Origin of the sequence: Ruminococcus sp. OM04-4AA, assembly GCF_003462585.1 — a bacterium.
In the GTDB taxonomy this organism is placed as follows: domain Bacteria; phylum Bacillota; class Clostridia; order Lachnospirales; family Lachnospiraceae; genus Mediterraneibacter; species Mediterraneibacter faecis.
Map to the genome: position 1 here is coordinate 1 of NZ_QTZH01000012.1, position 18,598 is coordinate 18,598.

Here is an 18,598-nt window from a genome sequence, read left to right on the forward strand (position 1 = left end):
ATGTGAAAAAAATACTATTTTATGTAAAGAGAGTTAAATAAATATAAAATTTTTCTTTAAAAACCTAAAAAAATGTGATATAGTGTAATACAACATATGATATTGAAATTCAGGAGGGAGAATTAAGAATGAACAATTATATGTATCTGGTTCCAGTTGCAGCTGTCATTGCTCTTCTTTTTGCAGCATACCTTGCAGCAAAGGTTAGCAAGCAGGATGCCGGAACTGAAAGAATGAAGGAAATCGCCGGTGCGATCGCAGAAGGTGCACGTGCTTTCCTGACAGCAGAGTACAAGATCCTTATTGTATTCGTAGTAGTACTTTTCGTACTGATCGGATTAGGAGTAGGTAATTGGGTAACAGCAGTTTGCTTCGTAGTTGGTGCTCTGTTCTCAACAATCGCAGGTTACTGCGGAATGACAGTTGCTACTAAGGCAAATGTCAGAACAGCTAACGCAGCTAAAGAGAGCGGAATGAACAAAGCTCTTTCCATCGCATTTTCCGGTGGTGCCGTTATGGGTATGTGTGTTGCTGGACTTGGTGCACTTGGTGTCAGCCTTGTGTACATCGTAACTAAGAATGTAGATGTATTATTTGGGTTCAGCCTTGGTGCTTCTTCCATCGCATTGTTTGCACGTGTTGGTGGTGGTATCTATACAAAGGCAGCAGACGTTGGAGCTGACCTTGTAGGTAAAGTAGAAGCAGGTATCCCGGAAGATGACCCGCGTAACCCGGCTGTTATCGCTGACAACGTTGGAGATAACGTAGGTGACGTAGCTGGTATGGGAGCTGACCTTTTCGAGTCTTACTGTGGGTCTCTGATCTCAGCACTGACACTTGGTGTTGCAGTAAGCGAAGTTTCAGGAGTATTATTCCCACTTGCAATCGCAGGATGCGGACTGATCGCTTCTATTCTTGGTACATTCTTCGTAAGAGGCGGAGAGAACACAAATCCTCAGAAAGCTCTTACAAAAGGAAGCTATGCTTCTTCAGCAATTGTAATCATTGCTTCTTTAGCACTTAGCTGGGTGCTTTTCGGAAACATGAACGCAGCAATCGCAGTTATCGCTGGTCTGGTTGTTGGTGTTATCATTGGTAACATCACAGAGTACTACACATCAGCAGATTACAAACCGGTTAAAGGAATCGGAGAGCAGTCTGAGACAGGTGCAGCTACAACAATCATCAGTGGTCTTGCAGTTGGTATGAAATCAACAGCTATCCCGCTGCTTCTGATCTGTGTTGGTATTTTTGTTTCTTATAATGTATTTGGTCTGTATGGAATTGCTCTTGCAGCAGTTGGTATGCTTTCTACAACAGGAATCACTGTTGCAGTTGATGCATATGGTCCGATCGCAGACAACGCTGGTGGTATCGCAGAGATGTCCGGTCTTGATGAGTCCGTTCGTGACATCACAGATAAGCTTGACTCTGTAGGTAATACAACAGCAGCTATGGGGAAAGGATTTGCTATCGGTTCTGCAGCACTTACAGCTCTTGCGCTGTTCGTATCTTATGCAGAGACAGTAGGTCTGAAATCCATCAACCTTCTTGACTACAAAGTAATCATCGGTATCTTTATCGGTGGTATGCTTACATTCCTTTTCTCAGCATTCACTATGGAGTCTGTATCTAAGGCTGCATATTCAATGATCGAGGAAGTTAGACGTCAGTTCCGTGAGAAACCGGGCATCATGAAAGGTGAAGAGAAACCTGACTACAAGTCATGCGTTGCTATTTCTACAACAGCAGCACTTCACGAGATGCTTCTTCCAGGTCTGATGGCAGTTATCGTTCCTGTAGTAGTAGGTGTTCTTCTTGGAGTTGATGCTCTTGGCGGACTTCTTTCAGGATCCCTCGTAACAGGAGTTCTTATGGCCATCTTCATGTCAAATGCAGGTGGCGCATGGGATAACGCTAAGAAGTATATCGAAGAAGGAAACCACGGCGGAAAAGGTAGTGAGGCTCATAAGGCAGCCGTTGTTGGAGATACTGTAGGAGATCCGTTCAAGGATACATCAGGTCCGTCCATCAATATCCTGATCAAACTTATGACAGTTGTATCACTTGTATTCGCTCCACTGTTCCTTTCTATCGGAGGACTTCTGTAATACTTTTGCAATCCATATATGGATGATATTAAGAATATAAGTTGAAAGAAAACGTTCTCCGGGGATTTCCCCGGGGGACGTTTTTTTTCTGTGTTGCTTTTACTTGTTTTGTTATATAACTATAAAACTGGCTTGTATAAATATTTTAAAACTGGATATATCTAACAGACCAGGGCGCTGATATAATAAGGCGGTATGTTGGGGAAATTCACTTACAAGTCTGACATTATCCGTCAGGTAATTACTCAACATAAGAGATAACAAACAGGAGATTTACAAAATATGAAAAACGAAAGTATCAGCACAAAGAAAATCGTAATGACTGCATTTTTTGCAGCTATTATTTATCTGGGAATCCAGTCTTTCCGTATTCCGCTTCCGGCGGCTGTCGGAACACCATTTCTGCATTTCGGACACATTTTCGTAATGCTTGCAGTATTAATGCTTGGACCTAAGCTTTCAACTGTGGCAGGAGTTCTCGGACTTCTCGTCTTTGATGTATTGAACGGTTATATTCAGGCAATCCCGAATGTATTCGTCAGCACAATTATCAAATGTCTGCTTGTGGGCATGATCTTTCAGTCTCTGAAGAAAAAAGCTCAGGGAGATGCGAAGAAGGAATATGGTTATGCAGTCCTCTGTGCGGCTATCTACGGTATTACGAATATTATCGTAGACTTTATCTGGTCAACAGTTGAACTGGTCGTTCTCGGCAGTTCCTGGAGCGCAGCGTTGGCGGCAGAGATCACATCTATCCCGGCTACGATCATCAATGCAGGATTTACAGTAGTAGGAATTGCGATTCTGTATGTGCCGGTGAAGAAGGCTTACAAGAGAATTCTTGGAGCATAAGGAATCAATGAGTATAGGAAGTCAATGCCATAGTACGTATGCCTGATAATCAAAAAGGAGAATTATTAAGTTGGATATTGCAAAGATACAGAAGTTATTGCAGGAAGCAAAACTTGACGGATGGTTATTTACAGATTTCCAGGGACATGATTTTATCACAAAAGAGTTTCTTGAGCTTGGAAATCGTTTCTGTACAAGAAGGTTGTTCTATCTGATTCCGTCGCAGGGAGAACCCACCAAGGTTCTTTCGGCAATTGAACCGCTTCTCCTTGATCATCTACCGGGGAAGAAAATATTATATCAAGGGATCGAAGGACAGAAGAAAGTGCTGTCAGAATTATTGAAGCCGGGTATGAAGATTGCCTGCCAGTACTCTCCGGGTGGAAATGTCCCGACAATCAGCTCTATGGATGCCGGCCTGATCGAGTATCTTAGAACTTACGGAATCGAGCCGGTTACAAGTGCAGACTGATGCAGCACTTCGGTGCAGTACTAACGGAACATCAGATAGAAACACACCGACAGGTCGGAGTTATCATACATAAGATCCTTACTGATACGTTTTCTTGGATCCGAGAGAAGATTGATGCGGGAACATATATTGATGAGTATGCAATGCTTCAGAAGATGCAGGAGCTGATCAGGCAGGAAAACATTTATATGGATTCTCCGCCATTTTTCGGTATTGATGAGCATGCTTGTGATCCGGGATATGAACCGAAGGAAAATGGTTCGAAGCAGATTCGTGAAGGCAGCCGTCTGATTATAGATATCGCCGGCCGTCTCCCTGAGGAAGATGCGGTATATTATGATGTATCCTGGTGCATGAATGTCGGAGAAAAGATTGATCCGGAGTACAAAAAATGGTTTCAGATTGTATATGATGCGCGTAAAGAGGCAAGACAGTTTATTCAGGCAAGATTAGATGCAGGAGAAACAGTCAGAGGATATGAAGTAGACCGCAGGCTGAAAGAACGGTTTGAACAGCTTGGATGTGCACAGTATCTGATGCACCGGACAGGACATAATATCGGTCACAGATGTCATGGAATCGGCGCAAATTTGGATGATTATGAGACACATGATGACCGCTGTCTGCTTCCGGGGACGATGTTTTCCATAGAGCCGGGACTGTATACAGAGAAGTATGGTGTAAGACTGGAATATGATGTTCATATTACTTCGGAGAGAGAAACGAAAGTGTACGGACCGGTGCAGGATGAGATTCTTGTGATTTGATCAAGGGTGAAAGGAATATAGTTGAAAAAGTGAAAGAAAAGGCGAAGATTTGTACCGATGAGGTGTAAGCTTCGCCCTTTTTGTTAAATACAATTCTTGATAATGTATAATAGGTGTAGTATTCTTATTAGAAACAATACATCAATGAAAGAAATCAACAGGGAGGGAATCCAAAATGAAACAAGTAGAGACAACAAGAGAAGCAATGATCAACAGACGAAGTGTTCGCAAGTATAAAACTGACATGATTCCAAGAGACATAATAGAGCGAATTGTAGAGGCAGGTACTTATGCAGCAAATGGAAGAGGACATCAGGCATCTATTATTCTGGCAGTGACAAATAAAGAATTACGGGATAAACTTTCAGAGATGAATCGTAAGATTGGTGGATGGGACGAAGGATTTGATCCGTTCTATGGAGCACCTGTGGTATTGGTTGTACTGGCAGAGAAAGACTGGCCAACACATGTGTATGATGGAAGTCTTGTAATGGGTAATCTGATGCTGGCAGCACATACAGAAGGAATTGGAAGTTGTTGGATTCATCGTGCAAAGGAAGAGTTTGAGAGTGAAGAAGGAAAGCAGATTCTGTCTGATCTTGGAGTGACAGGAGAGTATGAAGGTATCGGACACTGTGTACTTGGGTATCCGGATGAAGAAACAGCAGAGGCGAAACCAAGAAAAGATGATTATGTTTTTTGGGTGGAGTGATAGCCCATAAATATAATAGAGGGTTACTCACCATAGTTTCAAACTATGACAAACGCATAAATTTATATATTTTTCAAAATAAGCATGGAATGATAAGATGATTGCAGATAAAACATCACTTACAAAAATAAAAGGAGAATTAATTTATGAGTAAATATCAGACACCATGCAGATACGATTTTGTGGGAAGTTTTTTGAGACCGGAAGAGGTTAAGAAAGCGAATGCAGATTATCAGGAAGGAAAGATCAGCGAAGCAGAAAAGAATCAGATCATTGATAAAGCGGTTACAGAAGTTGTAGCAAAGCAGAAAGAGCTTGGATTTCATGTGATCACAGACGGAGAGTTCAGAAGAACTTACTGGCATCTGGATTTTATGTGGGGATTTGAAGGTGTCGGTCATGAACAGAGCGGCAGCGGGGTACAGTTTGATGGAGAGCTGGCATCACTGGAAGATACTTATCTGACAGGAAAGATAAAGGCAAAGGCGCATCCGTTTGTAGAACATTTCAAATTCCTGAAACAGTTTGAGGATGAGAACACAGTTGCAAAATATACAATTCCGGCGCCGGCGCAGATGTTCCAGCAGATGATTATTCCGGTCAACTATAAAAATACGAGAAAATATTATGAGACAAACAAAGAACTGATCCACGACATTGGAACAGCTTATCAGGAAGTGATCCGTCAGTTCTATGAAGCAGGATGCAGAAATCTTCAGCTTGACGACTGTACCTGGGGAGCAATTGTCGGAGATGCGGCAAAGCAGAGATACAAACTTCTTGGAACGGATATTGAAGATGTGAAAAAAGAGCTTCTTGAAGTGAATAACCTTGCACTGGAAGGAAAACCGGAGGATATGGTAATCACTTCCCACATCTGCAGAGGAAATTATCATTCAACATTTTTTACAAGCGGACCGTATGATTCTGTAGCGGATTATGTCTTTGCAAAAGAAAATGTGGATGCATTATTCCTTGAATATGATGATGCAAGATCTGGCGGATTCGCTCCTCTTGCAAAGGTGTCTCCGGATAAAAAAGTGGTATTAGGGTTAATTACAACGAAGACACCTGAGCTTGAGGATAAAGAAGTTGTGATCAAGAGAATTCATGAAGCTGCAAAATATATCCCATTAGACAGACTTTATCTCAGTCCACAGTGTGGGTTCGCTTCCTGTGAAATCGGAAACAAACTGACAGAAGAGGAACAATGGGCAAAGTTAAAACTTGTGAAAGAAATTGCAGAAGAAGTCTGGGGAGAGTAATAAGAGTTGAGTTGCTGCTTATACAGAGTGTAAACGGCAACTCAATTTTTATGCACAATACTTCTTCAACATTCTTCTGGCCATTTTTTCATCTTCTCCATGAATAACGAGGAGAAACGGAAGACCAAGCTGGATCGTGGCAAGCTCAGAAAGATCTTTTCCGTTGATATCTACGCGATTGTGGTTCTCAAGATCCTGGATGCGCACATCCGAAGAAAGATTTTTACAAGTGTGTGAAAAAGTGAGAAATTGTCCGGTTGTGAGAAATTTAATGTTTTGCTTGATCATGATATCGCCCCTCGTAAATGAATGTGTTTGATTTTTTCGTCATTCAGTATATAATAAATAACAAAGAAATAAAAATACATATTTGTTATGACAGATATACATTTCTTATATGATTTATCAGATGTGGTTTGACTCCCACCTCTGCAGGTGGAGAGTAACAGATTAGTGTCAGTTTAGGGGGGACTTATGGAAATTACTTATGATTATTACCGGATTTTTTATTATGTAGCAATGTATAAGAGCTTTTCTAAAGCGGCGAAAGTATTGATGAGCAACCAGCCGAATATTACTCATTTTATGAATAATCTGGAGAATCAGCTTGGGTGTAAATTGTTTGTCAGATCTAATCGAGGAGTTACGCTTACAGCGGAAGGAGAGAAGCTGTATCAGCATGTTTCTGTTGCATATCAGCATCTTCATGCGGCTGAAGCGGAGCTTGCAATGGAGCGAAGCATGGAGAGCGGAAGTATCACGATCAGTGCGAGTGAGATTGCACTTCATCTTTTACTTCTTCCTATACTGGGGCGCTTTCATAAGCAATATCCGGGTGTTCGGCTGAGACTTCTGAATCATTCCACGCCGGAGGCAGTTGAGTCCGTCAAGAATGGACTGGCGGACTTTGCAGTTGTGACTACGCCGCTTCAGGCAAAGAAGCCGTTGAAAAGTACTTCTTTGATGTCTTTTAAGGAAATTGCAGTGGGAGATCATTCTTTTCAGGGGAAAGAAAAACCAATAAGGCTGAAAGACTTAATTGAGAATCCGTTGATTTCTCTTGGGCAGGGAAGCACAACCTATGAGTTCTATTCCAAATTTTTCCTGGAGAACGATCTGGTTCTATCTCCGGATACGGAAGTTGAGACGATCGATCAGGTGTTGCCGCTTATTATGAATGGACTGGGCATTGGATTCCTTCCGGAGCTGTTCGTAAGACCAGTGATCGAGGAAAGAAAGGTCTGTCAGATTCCACTAAAGGAGAATATTCCGGAGAGAAAAATCTGTCTGGTTGAGAATCATACATTTCCGCCAAGTATTGCGGCGGAGATGTTCAAAAAAATGTTAGTTCTGAAATAAGGTATTGTTTAAGAAGATATTATGGATTCAATCTATTCCTATGTAGAAAATATATATCAGATATGTGAATAAAACAGTATGCGCCGGTTTGACTTTAGAACCGGCGCTTTCTATATTAATAAGTAGGATTTTATTCTGTTTTAACAGGTGAAAAACAAGAAATAACAAAGGAAGTGTGAGTATGCAGACAGTATTACCACGTGAAGAAGCTGTAGAAGGAGTTATATCTAAGGTTCTTGAGTCACAAGAGGCCTGTGATCGGCTAAATGAAGTATTTTATGAGCATTTGGAGAATTATCAGGAAATAAATGATGATGGTGACAGACATTTTGCAGAGGTCTTGCTCCAGGCGTATAAAAATGGAGATGTCAGCGCGTTGCTACTTGAATTGTGCGGAGGAAGTATGTTTGATCTGCTTCGGGACGCATATCTGATTCCAAAGAAATTTCATGGAAAATCAGGAGAGAATCCGGTTCTCCTGACTGATGTAGAGGGAAAGCTTCTGGAGAGTAAGAAAAGGGAAGTAACAGCTCGTGAATATGAAAAGTTCCATGAGACATACAGGCAACATCAATGTGCACCGAGATCAAAACTGTATCTTGCTGATGGATATGACATAGTTCGTTCCTATACAGAGGGCATGCAGATTCAGGAGAAAAAAGAGAACAAGAAGCGTGGCGTGATGGCGTTATATGCATTACCGGATACCAGAAAGCTTGGACTGACAGAAGCACAGGCCTATGCAGTTGTCTGGGATACTTTCCAGAAGATTCAGAAACAGGCTCCGAGAGTAGAAGTTTATTATGGGCAGGATACCGGTGAGAAGCGTCAGAAAGGATTTGACGAGATAGGGGTTTTACTTCCAATTCATGGATTTGAGAAACGAATGCTTCATCATTTGGATGAGATTGATGGGATTGTTCTTTCATGCAGAGAGAAGATGATGAAAAAGGCCGGAGCGGAAAGCCTTGACCTGGAATAAAGAGGAAGTGAATGAGATGCAGACACAGAAAATAAGAAAAAATCATATGGATATTCTCTGGCATGAATATACAGATAAAGGTGGAGAAGAAACACCGGTAACACAAGCAAGTTTGACGGAGAAAGCATCAATTGTCGGAAGAGTGGGGATTATGCTTCTCTCCTGTGGAACCGGAGCTTGGAGAGTGAGAAGTTCTATGAATGCTCTGGCAGAAGAGATGGGGATAACGTGTACAGCGGATATTGGTCTGATGTCGATTGAGTATACCTGTTTTGACGGTGACGACGGATTCACGCAGTCCTTGTGTCTGACGAATACGGGCGTGAATACATCAAAATTAAACAGGTTGGAGCACTTTATCCGTGAATTTGAGCAGGGAGAACAGGAAATGTCCGGAGAAGAACTGCATAAGCTGCTAGATCAGATTGAAGAGATTCATGGACTCTATTCTCCAACTGCATTGGGAATGGCAGCAGCATTGGCATGCGGTGGATTTACATTTCTGCTTGGCGGTGGATTGATTGAAATGTTCTGTGCCTTTGTCGGTGCAGGGATTGGAAATTTTATCAGGTGTAAATTGAGTAAACATCATTTTACATTGTTTTTGTGCATAGCCTCATCTGTTTCAGCAGCCTGTCTGGTTTATGCGGGACTTTTGAAAGCAGCAGAACTTTTGTGGGCAATTTCAATTCAGCATGAGGCGGGCTATATTTGCGCAATGCTATTTATTATTCCTGGTTTTCCTTTCATCACAAGTGGAATTGACCTTGCAAAATTGGACATGCGTTCTGGCATGGAACGACTCATGTATGCACTGATTATTGTTTTGGTAGCTACAATGTCTGCATGGATCATGGCGTTGATCTTAGGATTACAGCCGGTGGATTTTCAGAAGCTTGACCTGACGCAGGCAGAATGGATTGTTTTCCGTCTGCTTGCAAGCTTTTGTGGTGTGTTTGGATTCTCGATTATGTTCAACAGCCCTACGCGCCTTGCAGCAGTGGCAGCCGGAATCGGTGCTATTGCCAATACACTGCGATTGGAACTGGTTGATCTGACGGCATTGCCTCCGGCGGCAGCAGCATTTGTCGGAGCATTAACAGCCGGACTTCTGGCAACTATGATTAAAAATCAGGTTGGATATCCGAGAATTTCTGTCACGGTTCCGTCGATTGTAATCATGGTTCCTGGATTGTATCTGTACCGTGGATTTTATAATCTGGGAACAATGAATCTTTCTACATCAGCTTCCTGGTTTGCGGCGGCAATATTGATTGTTGCAGCTCTTCCGTTAGGGTTGATCTTTGCAAGAATTCTTACGGATAAGACATTTCGGTATTGCACGTAAGGAGAATACATACAAAAAAGGAACAGCTCTTTGTGAACTGTTCCTTTTTCAAATAAAATAGAAAGGAATTTATTTCTTTTTATCTTTTTTCTTGTCTTTGTCTTTCTTCTTTCCGGAAGATTTCTCGTTGTCTTTATCCTTTGCTTTCACAGAGATTTTCTTATCTGCTTCAGCTTCCGGCTGATATCCGTTGATATCATATTTCTTCTCATATTCCTCAAAGGCTGTAAGATAAGTTTCATCCTTCAGCTTGCGGACACTCTTTGTATATTCATGAATATCAAAGTTAGAAGAATCAAGCTCGAGAATCGCTACAGCAATGTTAGAACAGTGCGCTGCGATACGCTCGTAGTTTGTAAGCAGGTCATTAAAAGCAAATCCGGTATTCAGATCACACTGACCATTTCTAAGTCTCTTAATGTGACGAAGTTTCAGATCATTACAGAGAATACCAATCAGTTCGCGCAGAGGTTCAACCTTTGCAGCAGTCTCAAGATCTTCATCTACAAAAGAATTTACTGTAAGATCAACAATCTCAACCAATGCCTTCTCAAGCACATTCAGCTCATAAGTAGCAGATTCAGAGAATGTACGGGACTTTTCGTGAAGTTCCTGGGCAACTCTGGAAATGTTGACTGCGTGGTCACCAAGTCGCTCGAAGTCACTGATCGTATGAAGGAACTTGGAGGTCTGCTTCGCCTGATCAGGTGTCATATCATGCATACTTAACTGCATCAGATAAGTACCAAGTTTATCCTCGTACTTGTCGATCATGTTTTCCTTTTCCTGGATCTTATTGAACTTGCTGTCGCTAAAGTCTGTCAGAAGTTCGAAAGCGCGCATGAGATTCTTGCGGGCATTCTTCGCCATACCGTTAACAGCCATCTGACTCTGACTGATCGCCAGCGGCGGGTAATCCAGAAAACGTTCCTCGAGCAGATCAAAATCAGCCTGCTCTTCGTTGTCTTCGTCTGTATCCTTGATCAGGAAGAAGACAAGCTTCTCAATCTTGCTGATAAATGGAGCAAGGATCAGGATCGTAGCGATACGGAATACTGAGTTCAATAAAGCAATGCTGACAGGACTCATGACCATGTCCATAAATGTAAAGTGGACAACAGCATTTACTGAGTAAAATACGATAGACCAAAAGATCATTCCGAACAAGTCATTCAGCAGGTAAATAAGTGCTGTACGCTTTCCGTTCTTGTTTGTACCGATAGAAGAAAGCAGTACAGGACAGGCAGCTCCGACACCGATACCCATTGTAATAGGAAGTGCGGCAGCAAATGTAATAGAGCCTGTGATTGATAATGCCTGAAGAATACCGACAGATGCAGATGCACTCTGAAGCACTGCAGTAAATGCGATACCAACAAGGATACCCATGAATGGATTCTTAAACATTGTCAGAAGGCTGACAAAATGTGGGTTCTCTTTCAGAGGTGAAACCGCACCACTCATTGTCTGCATTCCGAACATCAGGATCGCAAAACCAAGCATAATGTCACCGATATCGGAATAAGGTTTCTTCTTTACAAATGTACGGAAGATGATACCGATGATCGCAACGATCGCAGAGATTGTCGCGGTGGACAGAAGCTGCGCGATGCCACTGGAGCCATCAATGTAAGAAAGACATAAAATCCAGCCTGTGATACTTGTTCCAATGTTGGCACCCATAATGATTCCGATTGCCTGAGCAACTTTCATCATACCGGAGTTTACGAATCCTACGACCATAACAGTAGTAGCTGATGACGACTGAATGATCGCTGTTACGACTGTACCCAGCAGCAATCCTTTGATTGGGGAGTTTGTGAGCTTGTATAAGATAAGTTCCAGTTTGTTACCGGCAACCTTCTTAAGACTGTCTCCCATGAGTGCCATTCCGTACAGGAAGAGGGCAACTCCGCTGAGCAAGGACAAAACCATTGTAATTCCCATTTTCTTTTTTCCTTTTTCTTAAGTTATTAAGTTGACATGTTACGTCTTGCAAAAAATTACGTACATGGCTATTATAAAACACTTTACCCAGAGTTTACAATTATTTTCTTTAAACTTTACAGAAAAATATTGATTGCAAATTGCAAAAAATTGTAGGGATAAACAAAATGTTGATCTTAAGCAAAAAAATCCTTGACTTGTCCGTGGATAATTTCCATCAGATGAGTTCTCGCTTCCACGCTTGCCCAGGCAATATGTGGCGTGATCAGCAGGCGCTTGCTGTCTTTGAATTGAACCAATGGATTATCTGCGGACATTGGTTCCTCACAAAGGACATCTAATCCTGCTGCGGCAATCTGATTCCTGACCAGTGCATTATATAATGCCTGCTCATCGACGATCGGTCCTCTTCCGAGATTCAGGAAAATACAGGAAGATCTCATTTTTTCAAACGCTTTGCTGTTGATCAGTCCTTCCGTATGCTCGTTGAGTGGAGCGTGGACGGAAATAATATCAGACTGCGTAAGCAATGTCTCAAAGTCAACCTGTTCATAACCTTCCTGCGCCGGAGCACCGGAGGCGGAGTAGTAAATGACCTTCGCTCCGAACGCACGCGCAACCTCAGCGACACGTCTGCCAATCGCTCCAAGTCCAATGATCCCCCAGGTTTTTCCATGGATTTCTGTGAAATGTTCTGCAAAATGAGTGAAAGAGACATCATTTACATAGCGCTCTTCTTTCACATAATCATCATAATAGCGCAGCTTTTCTAATAGAAAGAGAAGCATTGCAAATGTGTGTTGTGCGACAGTCTCTGTAGAGTAGCCGGCAACATTTCTCCAGGCAATTCCTTTTGAATCAAGATATTCCTTATCCAGGTTGTTCGTGCCTGTGGCTGTGACACAGACAAGTTTCAGATTCTTCGCAATTCCAATTGTCTGCTCATTGACCGGAACTTTATTTAATATAATCACATCGGCATCCGTGACACGCGCCGGGACTTCTTCCGGTGAAGAAAAGCTGTACTTTACAACTTCGCCGAGTTCATCATATGCGGAAAGATCAATATCCTCTCCAATTGTTTTGACATCTAAAAATACAATTTTCATTTAAAATCTCCTTGTTTCATAATCAGTATTAATTATTTTATCGTAACTGTTCAGAGCCAACCTCCAAAATGCTACGCATTTCGTCGGTGTAGCGTATCCGCTAAATAAAATTTCAAAAACAGTCTTAAAAATGCAAGCATTTTACACCTGTTTTATGAAATTTTGCTTGGCTCTGAACAGTTACATTTTATCATAAAAAGAACATAATTTCCTATATTTTACCACATACTAATTAAAATATAATTATGGAGGAAATGTGCCATGAAAGCCACAGGGATAGTCCGGAGAATAGATGATCTTGGAAGAATCGTAATTCCGAAAGAAATAAGAAGGACATTGCGGATCCGCGAAGGTGATCCACTGGAAATTTTTACAGACAGAGAAGGAAAGGTGATTTTAAAGAAATATTCTCCAATCGGTGAATTAGGAACACTGGCAGGGATTTATGCAGATAGTCTTTCAAAGACACTTGATTGTACAGTCTGTATCACTGATACAGATCAGGTGATCGCGGCAGCAGGAAACGGGAAGAAAGAACTTCAGGAAATGCTGTTGAGTGCAGAGCTGGCAGAAGTGTTTCAACAAAGAAAGACCGTGTTGACAAAGAGCAGTGACGCTGAGTTTGTAGCAATTACAAAAGACAGAAGTGAATACAGAGAGGAAATAATCAGTGTGATTCTCAGTGAAGGTGATATTGCAGGCGGAGTGATCTTTCTGCAGAAAAATGAGAAAAAGCATTTTGGAGAAATGGAAAAGAAGTTTGCGTCGGGTGTGGCAGATCTTCTTGGGAGGCAGTTGAGCTAAAAGCGTCATATTTTTCCAGAGGGATGCATAGAATAGTATCAGTGGAAAACCGGACATGCATCGAAAGGAAAAGAAAATGAGAGAAAATCATGGAAAAAAAGGGATAATATACGCAGAAAATCTGGTGAAGGCATTACTTTGCGCCTATCTGGTCACAGGAATGTTTCTGTTAATTCTTGCACTTCTCCTTTACAAAGCAGGATTGAGTGAAGAAAATGTAAATCTGGGAATTATTCTCATCTATGTAATAGGAACTTTTTCCGGAGGTTTTGTGATGGGAAAACTGGAAGGCCAAAAGAAGTTCCTTTGGGGGCTTGGAACCGGTGTGGTTTATTTTGTTTTATTACTGATCATCTCATTTGGAATGTACCGTGAGGTTTCATCGGGGGCAGGAGATTTGTTTCTGACATTTGTACTTTGTACCGGAGGTGGAATGCTTGGCGGGATGGTCGCATGAAGAAAAACCCGACGGATGTGTGAAAAAATACTTTAAAAACCTGGCTGTGTGTGCTATAATAGCGAAAGCAATATGTGCGAAGTTAGGAGGAGTAAAAATGAAACACATTAAAACACTGAATACACAGACACTGAACAACACAGTTAAAAAAGGTGGATGCGGTGAGTGCCAGACATCTTGCCAGTCTGCATGTAAGACATCCTGTACAGTAGGAAACCAGACTTGCGAAAACGCAAAATAAGAAAACCTGAAAATGAAGATTATGTTGCTGCAGAGTTGCTTTGAGCGGTGATACTGCCTGCAATTATGCGAAAAACAGCAACAGGATTACAGGTGAGGCAGCGGTGCAAATCGCTGCCTTAAGCATGTTTTAGACGTATCTGCTTAGAGCTGCCTTGGGGAAAGAATCCGGCTTTGAACAGTTACAAATAGATTTACAAATACATATAGAAAGCGAGGTATCCACGTGATACATCAGTACCAAAATAATGGATATAATATCGTCCTTGACGTGAACAGTGGGGCTGTACATGTTGTGGATCAGGAAGCGTATGACGTTATCAAAGTGCTTAATCGCATGAATGAAGATCATACAGTGGAGACATTAAAGGCTCCGGAAACAGCAGAAGCATTGAAAAAGGAACTCGGAGAGAAATACTCTGAGACAGATCTGATCGATATTTTAGAGGCAGTAACAGAACTGACGGAACAGGGACGCCTGTTTACAAGAGATATTTATGAGAGCTTTATCGATGTTGTAAAGCAGCGTAAGACAGTTGTTAAGGCATTATGCCTTCATATTGCACATGACTGTAACCTTGCCTGTAAGTACTGCTTTGCGGAAGAGGGAGAATATCACGGCCGCAGAGCTTTGATGTCTTACGAGGTTGGTAAGAAAGCACTTGATTTCCTGATCGCGAATTCAGGAACAAGAAGAAACCTTGAAGTTGACTTCTTCGGTGGTGAGCCGCTGATGAACTGGCAGGTTGTCAAAGACCTGGTTGCTTACGGAAGAGAGCAGGAGAAACTTCATGACAAGCATTTCCGTTTCACACTTACAACAAACGGAGTTCTTTTGAACGATGAAGTTCAGGAGTTCGTGAACAAAGAGATGGACAACGTTGTCATCAGTCTTGACGGAAGAAAAGAAGTGAATGACCAGATGCGCCCGTTCCGTAACGGAAAAGGAAGCTATGATCTGATCGTTCCGAAGTTCCAGAAGCTGGCAGAGAGCCGTAATCAGGAGAAGTACTACATTAGAGGTACATTTACAAGAAATAACCTGGATTTTTCCAAGGATGTAGAACATTTCGCAGATCTTGGATTCAAGCAGATGTCAATCGAGCCTGTAGTAGGTGATGACACAGAACCATATGCAATCCAGAAAGAAGATCTTCCACAGATCTTTGAAGAATATGATAAACTCGCAAAATTCCTGATCGAGCGTGAGAAGAGCGGAAGAGGATTCAATTTCTTCCACTTCATGATTGATCTTGAAGGAGGACCGTGTGTGTCCAAGCGTCTGTCCGGCTGTGGCTCAGGTACAGAGTATCTGGCAGTGACACCTTGGGGTGATTTCTACCCATGTCATCAGTTTGTAGGACAGGAAGAATTCCTCATGGGAAATGTTGATGAGGGAATTACAAAACCGGAGATTGCGGAAGAATTCCGAGGATGCAGCGTATATTCCAAGGAAAGCTGTAAAACCTGCTTTGCCAGATTTTACTGCAGTGGTGGCTGTATGGCGAATTCTTACAAGTTCCACAATACGATCCATGATACTTACGAAGTGAGCTGTGAGATGGAGAGAAAACGTGTGGAATGTGCGATCATGATAAAGGCTGCCCTGGCGGATGAAGAACAATAAAATTACAGAGCAGTAGTCAAGAAAGGAAAGAAAGAGATGAAGAAAGGCAAGAGTATTCTAAGCCTCATTCTCGTAATCGCAGTTACAGCACTCTTCGGTATGACCTGTGTGCTTGGACTTGATTTAAAGGGAATGGGAGCTGCAAAGAACATCAATCTTGGTCTTGACCTGGAAGGTGGAGTCAGCATTACATATCAGGTAAAAGGTGACAAGCCATCTCAGGCAGACATGGATGACACCGTGTACAAGCTTCAGAAACGTGTGGAGCAGTACAGCACAGAGGCACAGGCTTATCAGGTTGGAGACAACCGTATCAGTATCGAGATTCCGGGTGTGAGCGACGCGAACAAGATCCTGGAAGAACTCGGACAGCCGGGTTCACTGTACTTTATCAAGCATAAAGACAGTGAGGGAAATGAAAACTATTCCCTGACAGCTTCCGGATACACACTGAATAAGTCGATCGATGAACTGAAAGATACAGACTCCATTGTACTGACAGGTACAGAAGTAAAGACAGCTTCAGCCGGAGCGATCAATGACTCAACAACAGGAAACAAAAAGTACGGAGTTGACCTTGAACTGACAGAGGAAGGTGCTGAAAAATTTAAGGCAGCAACAGAAGAAGCTTATAACAACAATCATGATACAATTGCTATTTACTATGATGGTGCTCTGATCAGTGTTCCAAGTGTAAAAGCAGTGATCGAGAATGGAAAGGCTCAGATTTCAGGAAATATGGATTACGAAGAGGCTGATAATATTGCTTCCACGATCCGTATCGGTGGACTGAATCTGGAACTGGAAGAGCTGAGTTCAGAAGTCGTTGGTGCACAGCTTGGACAGGACGCTCTGAAAGGAAGCTTGATCGCCGGAGCAATCGGTCTGGCGATCGTATGTGTATTCATGTGTTGGGTATACCTCCTTCCGGGACTTGCATCCAGCCTTGCACTGATCCTTTATACAGAGCTGATCCTGATCCTTCTGAATGCATTTGACATTACACTGACACTTCCGGGTATCGCAGGTATCATCCTCGGTATCGGTATGGCAGTAGATGCGAACGTTATCATCTTCGCCCGTGTGAAAGAAGAACTGACAGAAGGAAAGAGCGTACATGCTTCTCTGAAATCAGGATTCCAGAAAGCAATGTCCGCAATCGTTGACGGAAATATCACAACACTGATCGCAGCCGGTGTGCTGTGGCTTCGCGGAAGCGGTACTGTAAAGGGATTCGCCCAGACACTTGCACTTGGTATCATCGTATCCATGTTTACAGCACTCGTGATCACAAGACTGATCATCTTTGCATTCTATGGAGCAGGTATCCGTAGCGAGAAAGTATACGGAAGACATCTGAAAGAACGTAAACCGGTTGATTTCCTTGGAAAGAAAAAGATCTTCTTCATTGTTTCCATTATCCTTTGTCTGGCCGGACCGGTCATGATGGGTGTGAACCATGCAAGAGGAATCGGTGCGATGAACTACAGCCTTGATTTCGTAGGCGGTACTTCAACAAATGTAACATTTGATAAAGAATATACACTCGAAGAGATCGACAGCCAGATGATCCCAAGTCTGGAAGAGATCACAGGAGATAAGAATATTCAGGTTCAGACAGTAAAAGAGAGCAACCAGGTAGTCTTCAAGACACAGACACTTGATCTTGAGAAACGTGAAGCACTTGCTTCATATTTAAATGAAAACTACGGTGTAGAGGCATCTGATATCGCAACAGAAAATATCAGTTCAACAGTAAGTTCCGAGATGAGAAGAGATGCGGTTATAGCTGTGATCATTGCTACAATCTGTATGCTGCTTTACATCTGGTTCCGTTTCAAAGATATTCGTTTCGCAACAAGTGCTGTTATTGCACTGATGCATGACGTACTTGTAGTTCTTGGATTCTATGTAATTGCAAGAGTATCTGTCGGAAATACATTTATCGCATGTATGCTGACGATTGTCGGATATTCTATCAACGGTACGATCGTTATCTTTGACCGTATCCGTGAGGCACTTGCAACAAAGAGCCGCACAGAAGATCTGAAGGATCTTGTAAACCGTTGCATCACTCAGACACTGACAAGAACAATCTACACAAACTTTACAACATTTGTCATGGTTGTTGCATTGTATATCCTTGGTGTAAGCTCCATTAAGGAATTCGCAGCACCACTGATGGTAGGTATCATCTGCGGTGGATATACATCCGTATGTATCACAGGCGCACTGTGGTATGTGATGAAGACAAGACTTGGCGAGGAAGCGAAGGCTGCAAGAATAGCTTCTGCCACAAAGACAGCGTCTGTAAAAGCAGCAGACAAGAAAGAAGGAGCTACTTCCACAGAGAGTAACGCAGCAGATACATCTGCAGATAACAGCTCCAAGAAGAAAAAAGGAAAGAAGACCTCTTTCAAGAACAAAAAGAGTAAAAAGCGCTAAGAAATAAAATCTGTCGTATCGGAAATGAAAAATGATTTTCGATACGGCAGATTTTTGTTATAATAAGAAGATACGATACTGACAGACAGGGAGGATGTTTG

At 42.2% G+C, this 18,598-nt stretch carries 17 protein-coding genes; 14 read left to right on the forward strand and 3 right to left on the reverse strand.

From position 1 onward, the window contains the following. Positions 1-128 precede the first annotated feature (128 nt). The 6 genes from DXB52_RS05470 (at position 129) to DXB52_RS05490 (ending at position 6,179) form a co-directional block, all read left to right on the forward strand. Positions 129-2,111 carry a sodium-translocating pyrophosphatase gene (locus tag DXB52_RS05470; protein ID WP_117542092.1) on the forward strand — a complete coding sequence of 661 codons (1,983 nt, stop codon included), beginning with the start codon at positions 129-131 and terminating at the stop codon, positions 2,109-2,111. 282 nt (positions 2,112-2,393) lie between these two features. Then, positions 2,394-2,963, forward strand: coding sequence for an ECF transporter S component (locus tag DXB52_RS05475; protein WP_117542091.1), 570 nt, complete (start codon positions 2,394-2,396; stop codon positions 2,961-2,963). A gap of 70 nt (positions 2,964-3,033) precedes the next feature. Continuing rightward, positions 3,034-3,435, forward strand: coding sequence for a hypothetical protein (locus tag DXB52_RS16725; RefSeq protein WP_472519972.1), 402 nt, complete (start codon positions 3,034-3,036; stop codon positions 3,433-3,435). After that, positions 3,435-4,202 carry a M24 family metallopeptidase gene (locus DXB52_RS05480; protein WP_472519973.1) on the forward strand — a complete coding sequence of 256 codons (768 nt, stop codon included), beginning with the start codon at positions 3,435-3,437 and terminating at the stop codon, positions 4,200-4,202. The genes DXB52_RS16725 and DXB52_RS05480 overlap by 1 nt, the downstream gene beginning before the upstream one ends. Positions 4,203-4,377: 175 nt before the next feature. Beyond that, entirely contained in the window at positions 4,378-4,914 is a 537-nt protein-coding gene (locus DXB52_RS05485; RefSeq protein WP_055173405.1) for a nitroreductase, read from the forward strand. A 146-nt stretch (positions 4,915-5,060) separates the two neighbouring features. Continuing rightward, complete coding sequence (locus DXB52_RS05490; protein ID WP_118106700.1) at positions 5,061-6,179, forward strand: 5-methyltetrahydropteroyltriglutamate--homocysteine S-methyltransferase; 1,119 nt, start codon at positions 5,061-5,063, stop codon at positions 6,177-6,179. A 48-nt stretch (positions 6,180-6,227) separates the two neighbouring features. Here the strand turns inward: DXB52_RS05490 and DXB52_RS05495 are convergent, their stop codons facing one another. After that, entirely contained in the window at positions 6,228-6,467 is a 240-nt protein-coding gene (locus DXB52_RS05495) for a hypothetical protein (protein WP_015528097.1), read from the reverse strand. Between the two features lie 186 nt (positions 6,468-6,653). Between DXB52_RS05495 and DXB52_RS05500 the strand changes: the two genes are divergently transcribed. The 3 genes from DXB52_RS05500 (at position 6,654) to DXB52_RS05510 (ending at position 9,868) form a co-directional block, all read left to right on the forward strand. Further along, entirely contained in the window at positions 6,654-7,538 is an 885-nt protein-coding gene (locus DXB52_RS05500) for a LysR family transcriptional regulator (protein WP_117542088.1), read from the forward strand. Between the two features lie 181 nt (positions 7,539-7,719). After that, entirely contained in the window at positions 7,720-8,520 is an 801-nt protein-coding gene (locus DXB52_RS05505) for a DUF4866 domain-containing protein (protein ID WP_117542087.1), read from the forward strand. Between the two features lie 16 nt (positions 8,521-8,536). Then, a complete protein-coding gene (locus tag DXB52_RS05510) occupies positions 8,537-9,868 on the forward strand; it encodes a threonine/serine exporter family protein (RefSeq protein WP_117860887.1) in 1,332 nt (443 codons plus the stop codon). Between the two features lie 69 nt (positions 9,869-9,937). Here DXB52_RS05510 and DXB52_RS05515 read toward each other — a convergent pair whose 3' ends face one another. Further along, complete coding sequence (locus DXB52_RS05515) at positions 9,938-11,815, reverse strand: Na/Pi cotransporter family protein (RefSeq protein ID WP_117542085.1); 1,878 nt, start codon at positions 11,813-11,815, stop codon at positions 9,938-9,940. Between the two features lie 176 nt (positions 11,816-11,991). Then, entirely contained in the window at positions 11,992-12,924 is a 933-nt protein-coding gene (locus DXB52_RS05520; RefSeq protein WP_117542084.1) for a D-2-hydroxyacid dehydrogenase, read from the reverse strand. Positions 12,925-13,185: 261 nt separating this feature from the next. On the opposite strand from DXB52_RS05520, the gene DXB52_RS05525 reads away from it, so the two are divergent. From DXB52_RS05525 to secD, 5 genes are all read left to right on the forward strand, one after another. Then, on the forward strand, positions 13,186-13,728 hold the full coding sequence (locus DXB52_RS05525) for a stage V sporulation T C-terminal domain-containing protein (RefSeq protein WP_117960438.1): 543 nt from the start codon (positions 13,186-13,188) through the stop codon (positions 13,726-13,728). A gap of 76 nt (positions 13,729-13,804) precedes the next feature. Beyond that, complete coding sequence (locus DXB52_RS05530) at positions 13,805-14,185, forward strand: TIGR04086 family membrane protein (RefSeq protein WP_117541967.1); 381 nt, start codon at positions 13,805-13,807, stop codon at positions 14,183-14,185. A 97-nt stretch (positions 14,186-14,282) separates the two neighbouring features. Continuing rightward, positions 14,283-14,426 carry a six-cysteine ranthipeptide SCIFF gene (gene scfA, locus DXB52_RS05535; RefSeq protein ID WP_015528090.1) on the forward strand — a complete coding sequence of 48 codons (144 nt, stop codon included), beginning with the start codon at positions 14,283-14,285 and terminating at the stop codon, positions 14,424-14,426. A gap of 225 nt (positions 14,427-14,651) precedes the next feature. Next, a complete protein-coding gene (gene scfB, locus DXB52_RS05540; RefSeq protein ID WP_118106701.1) occupies positions 14,652-16,052 on the forward strand; it encodes a thioether cross-link-forming SCIFF peptide maturase in 1,401 nt (466 codons plus the stop codon). 36 nt (positions 16,053-16,088) lie between these two features. Next, positions 16,089-18,497: a protein translocase subunit SecD gene (secD, locus tag DXB52_RS05545; RefSeq protein ID WP_118106702.1), complete on the forward strand. Its 2,409-nt coding sequence runs from the start codon at positions 16,089-16,091 to the stop codon at positions 18,495-18,497. Positions 18,498-18,598: the final 101 nt, after the last annotated feature.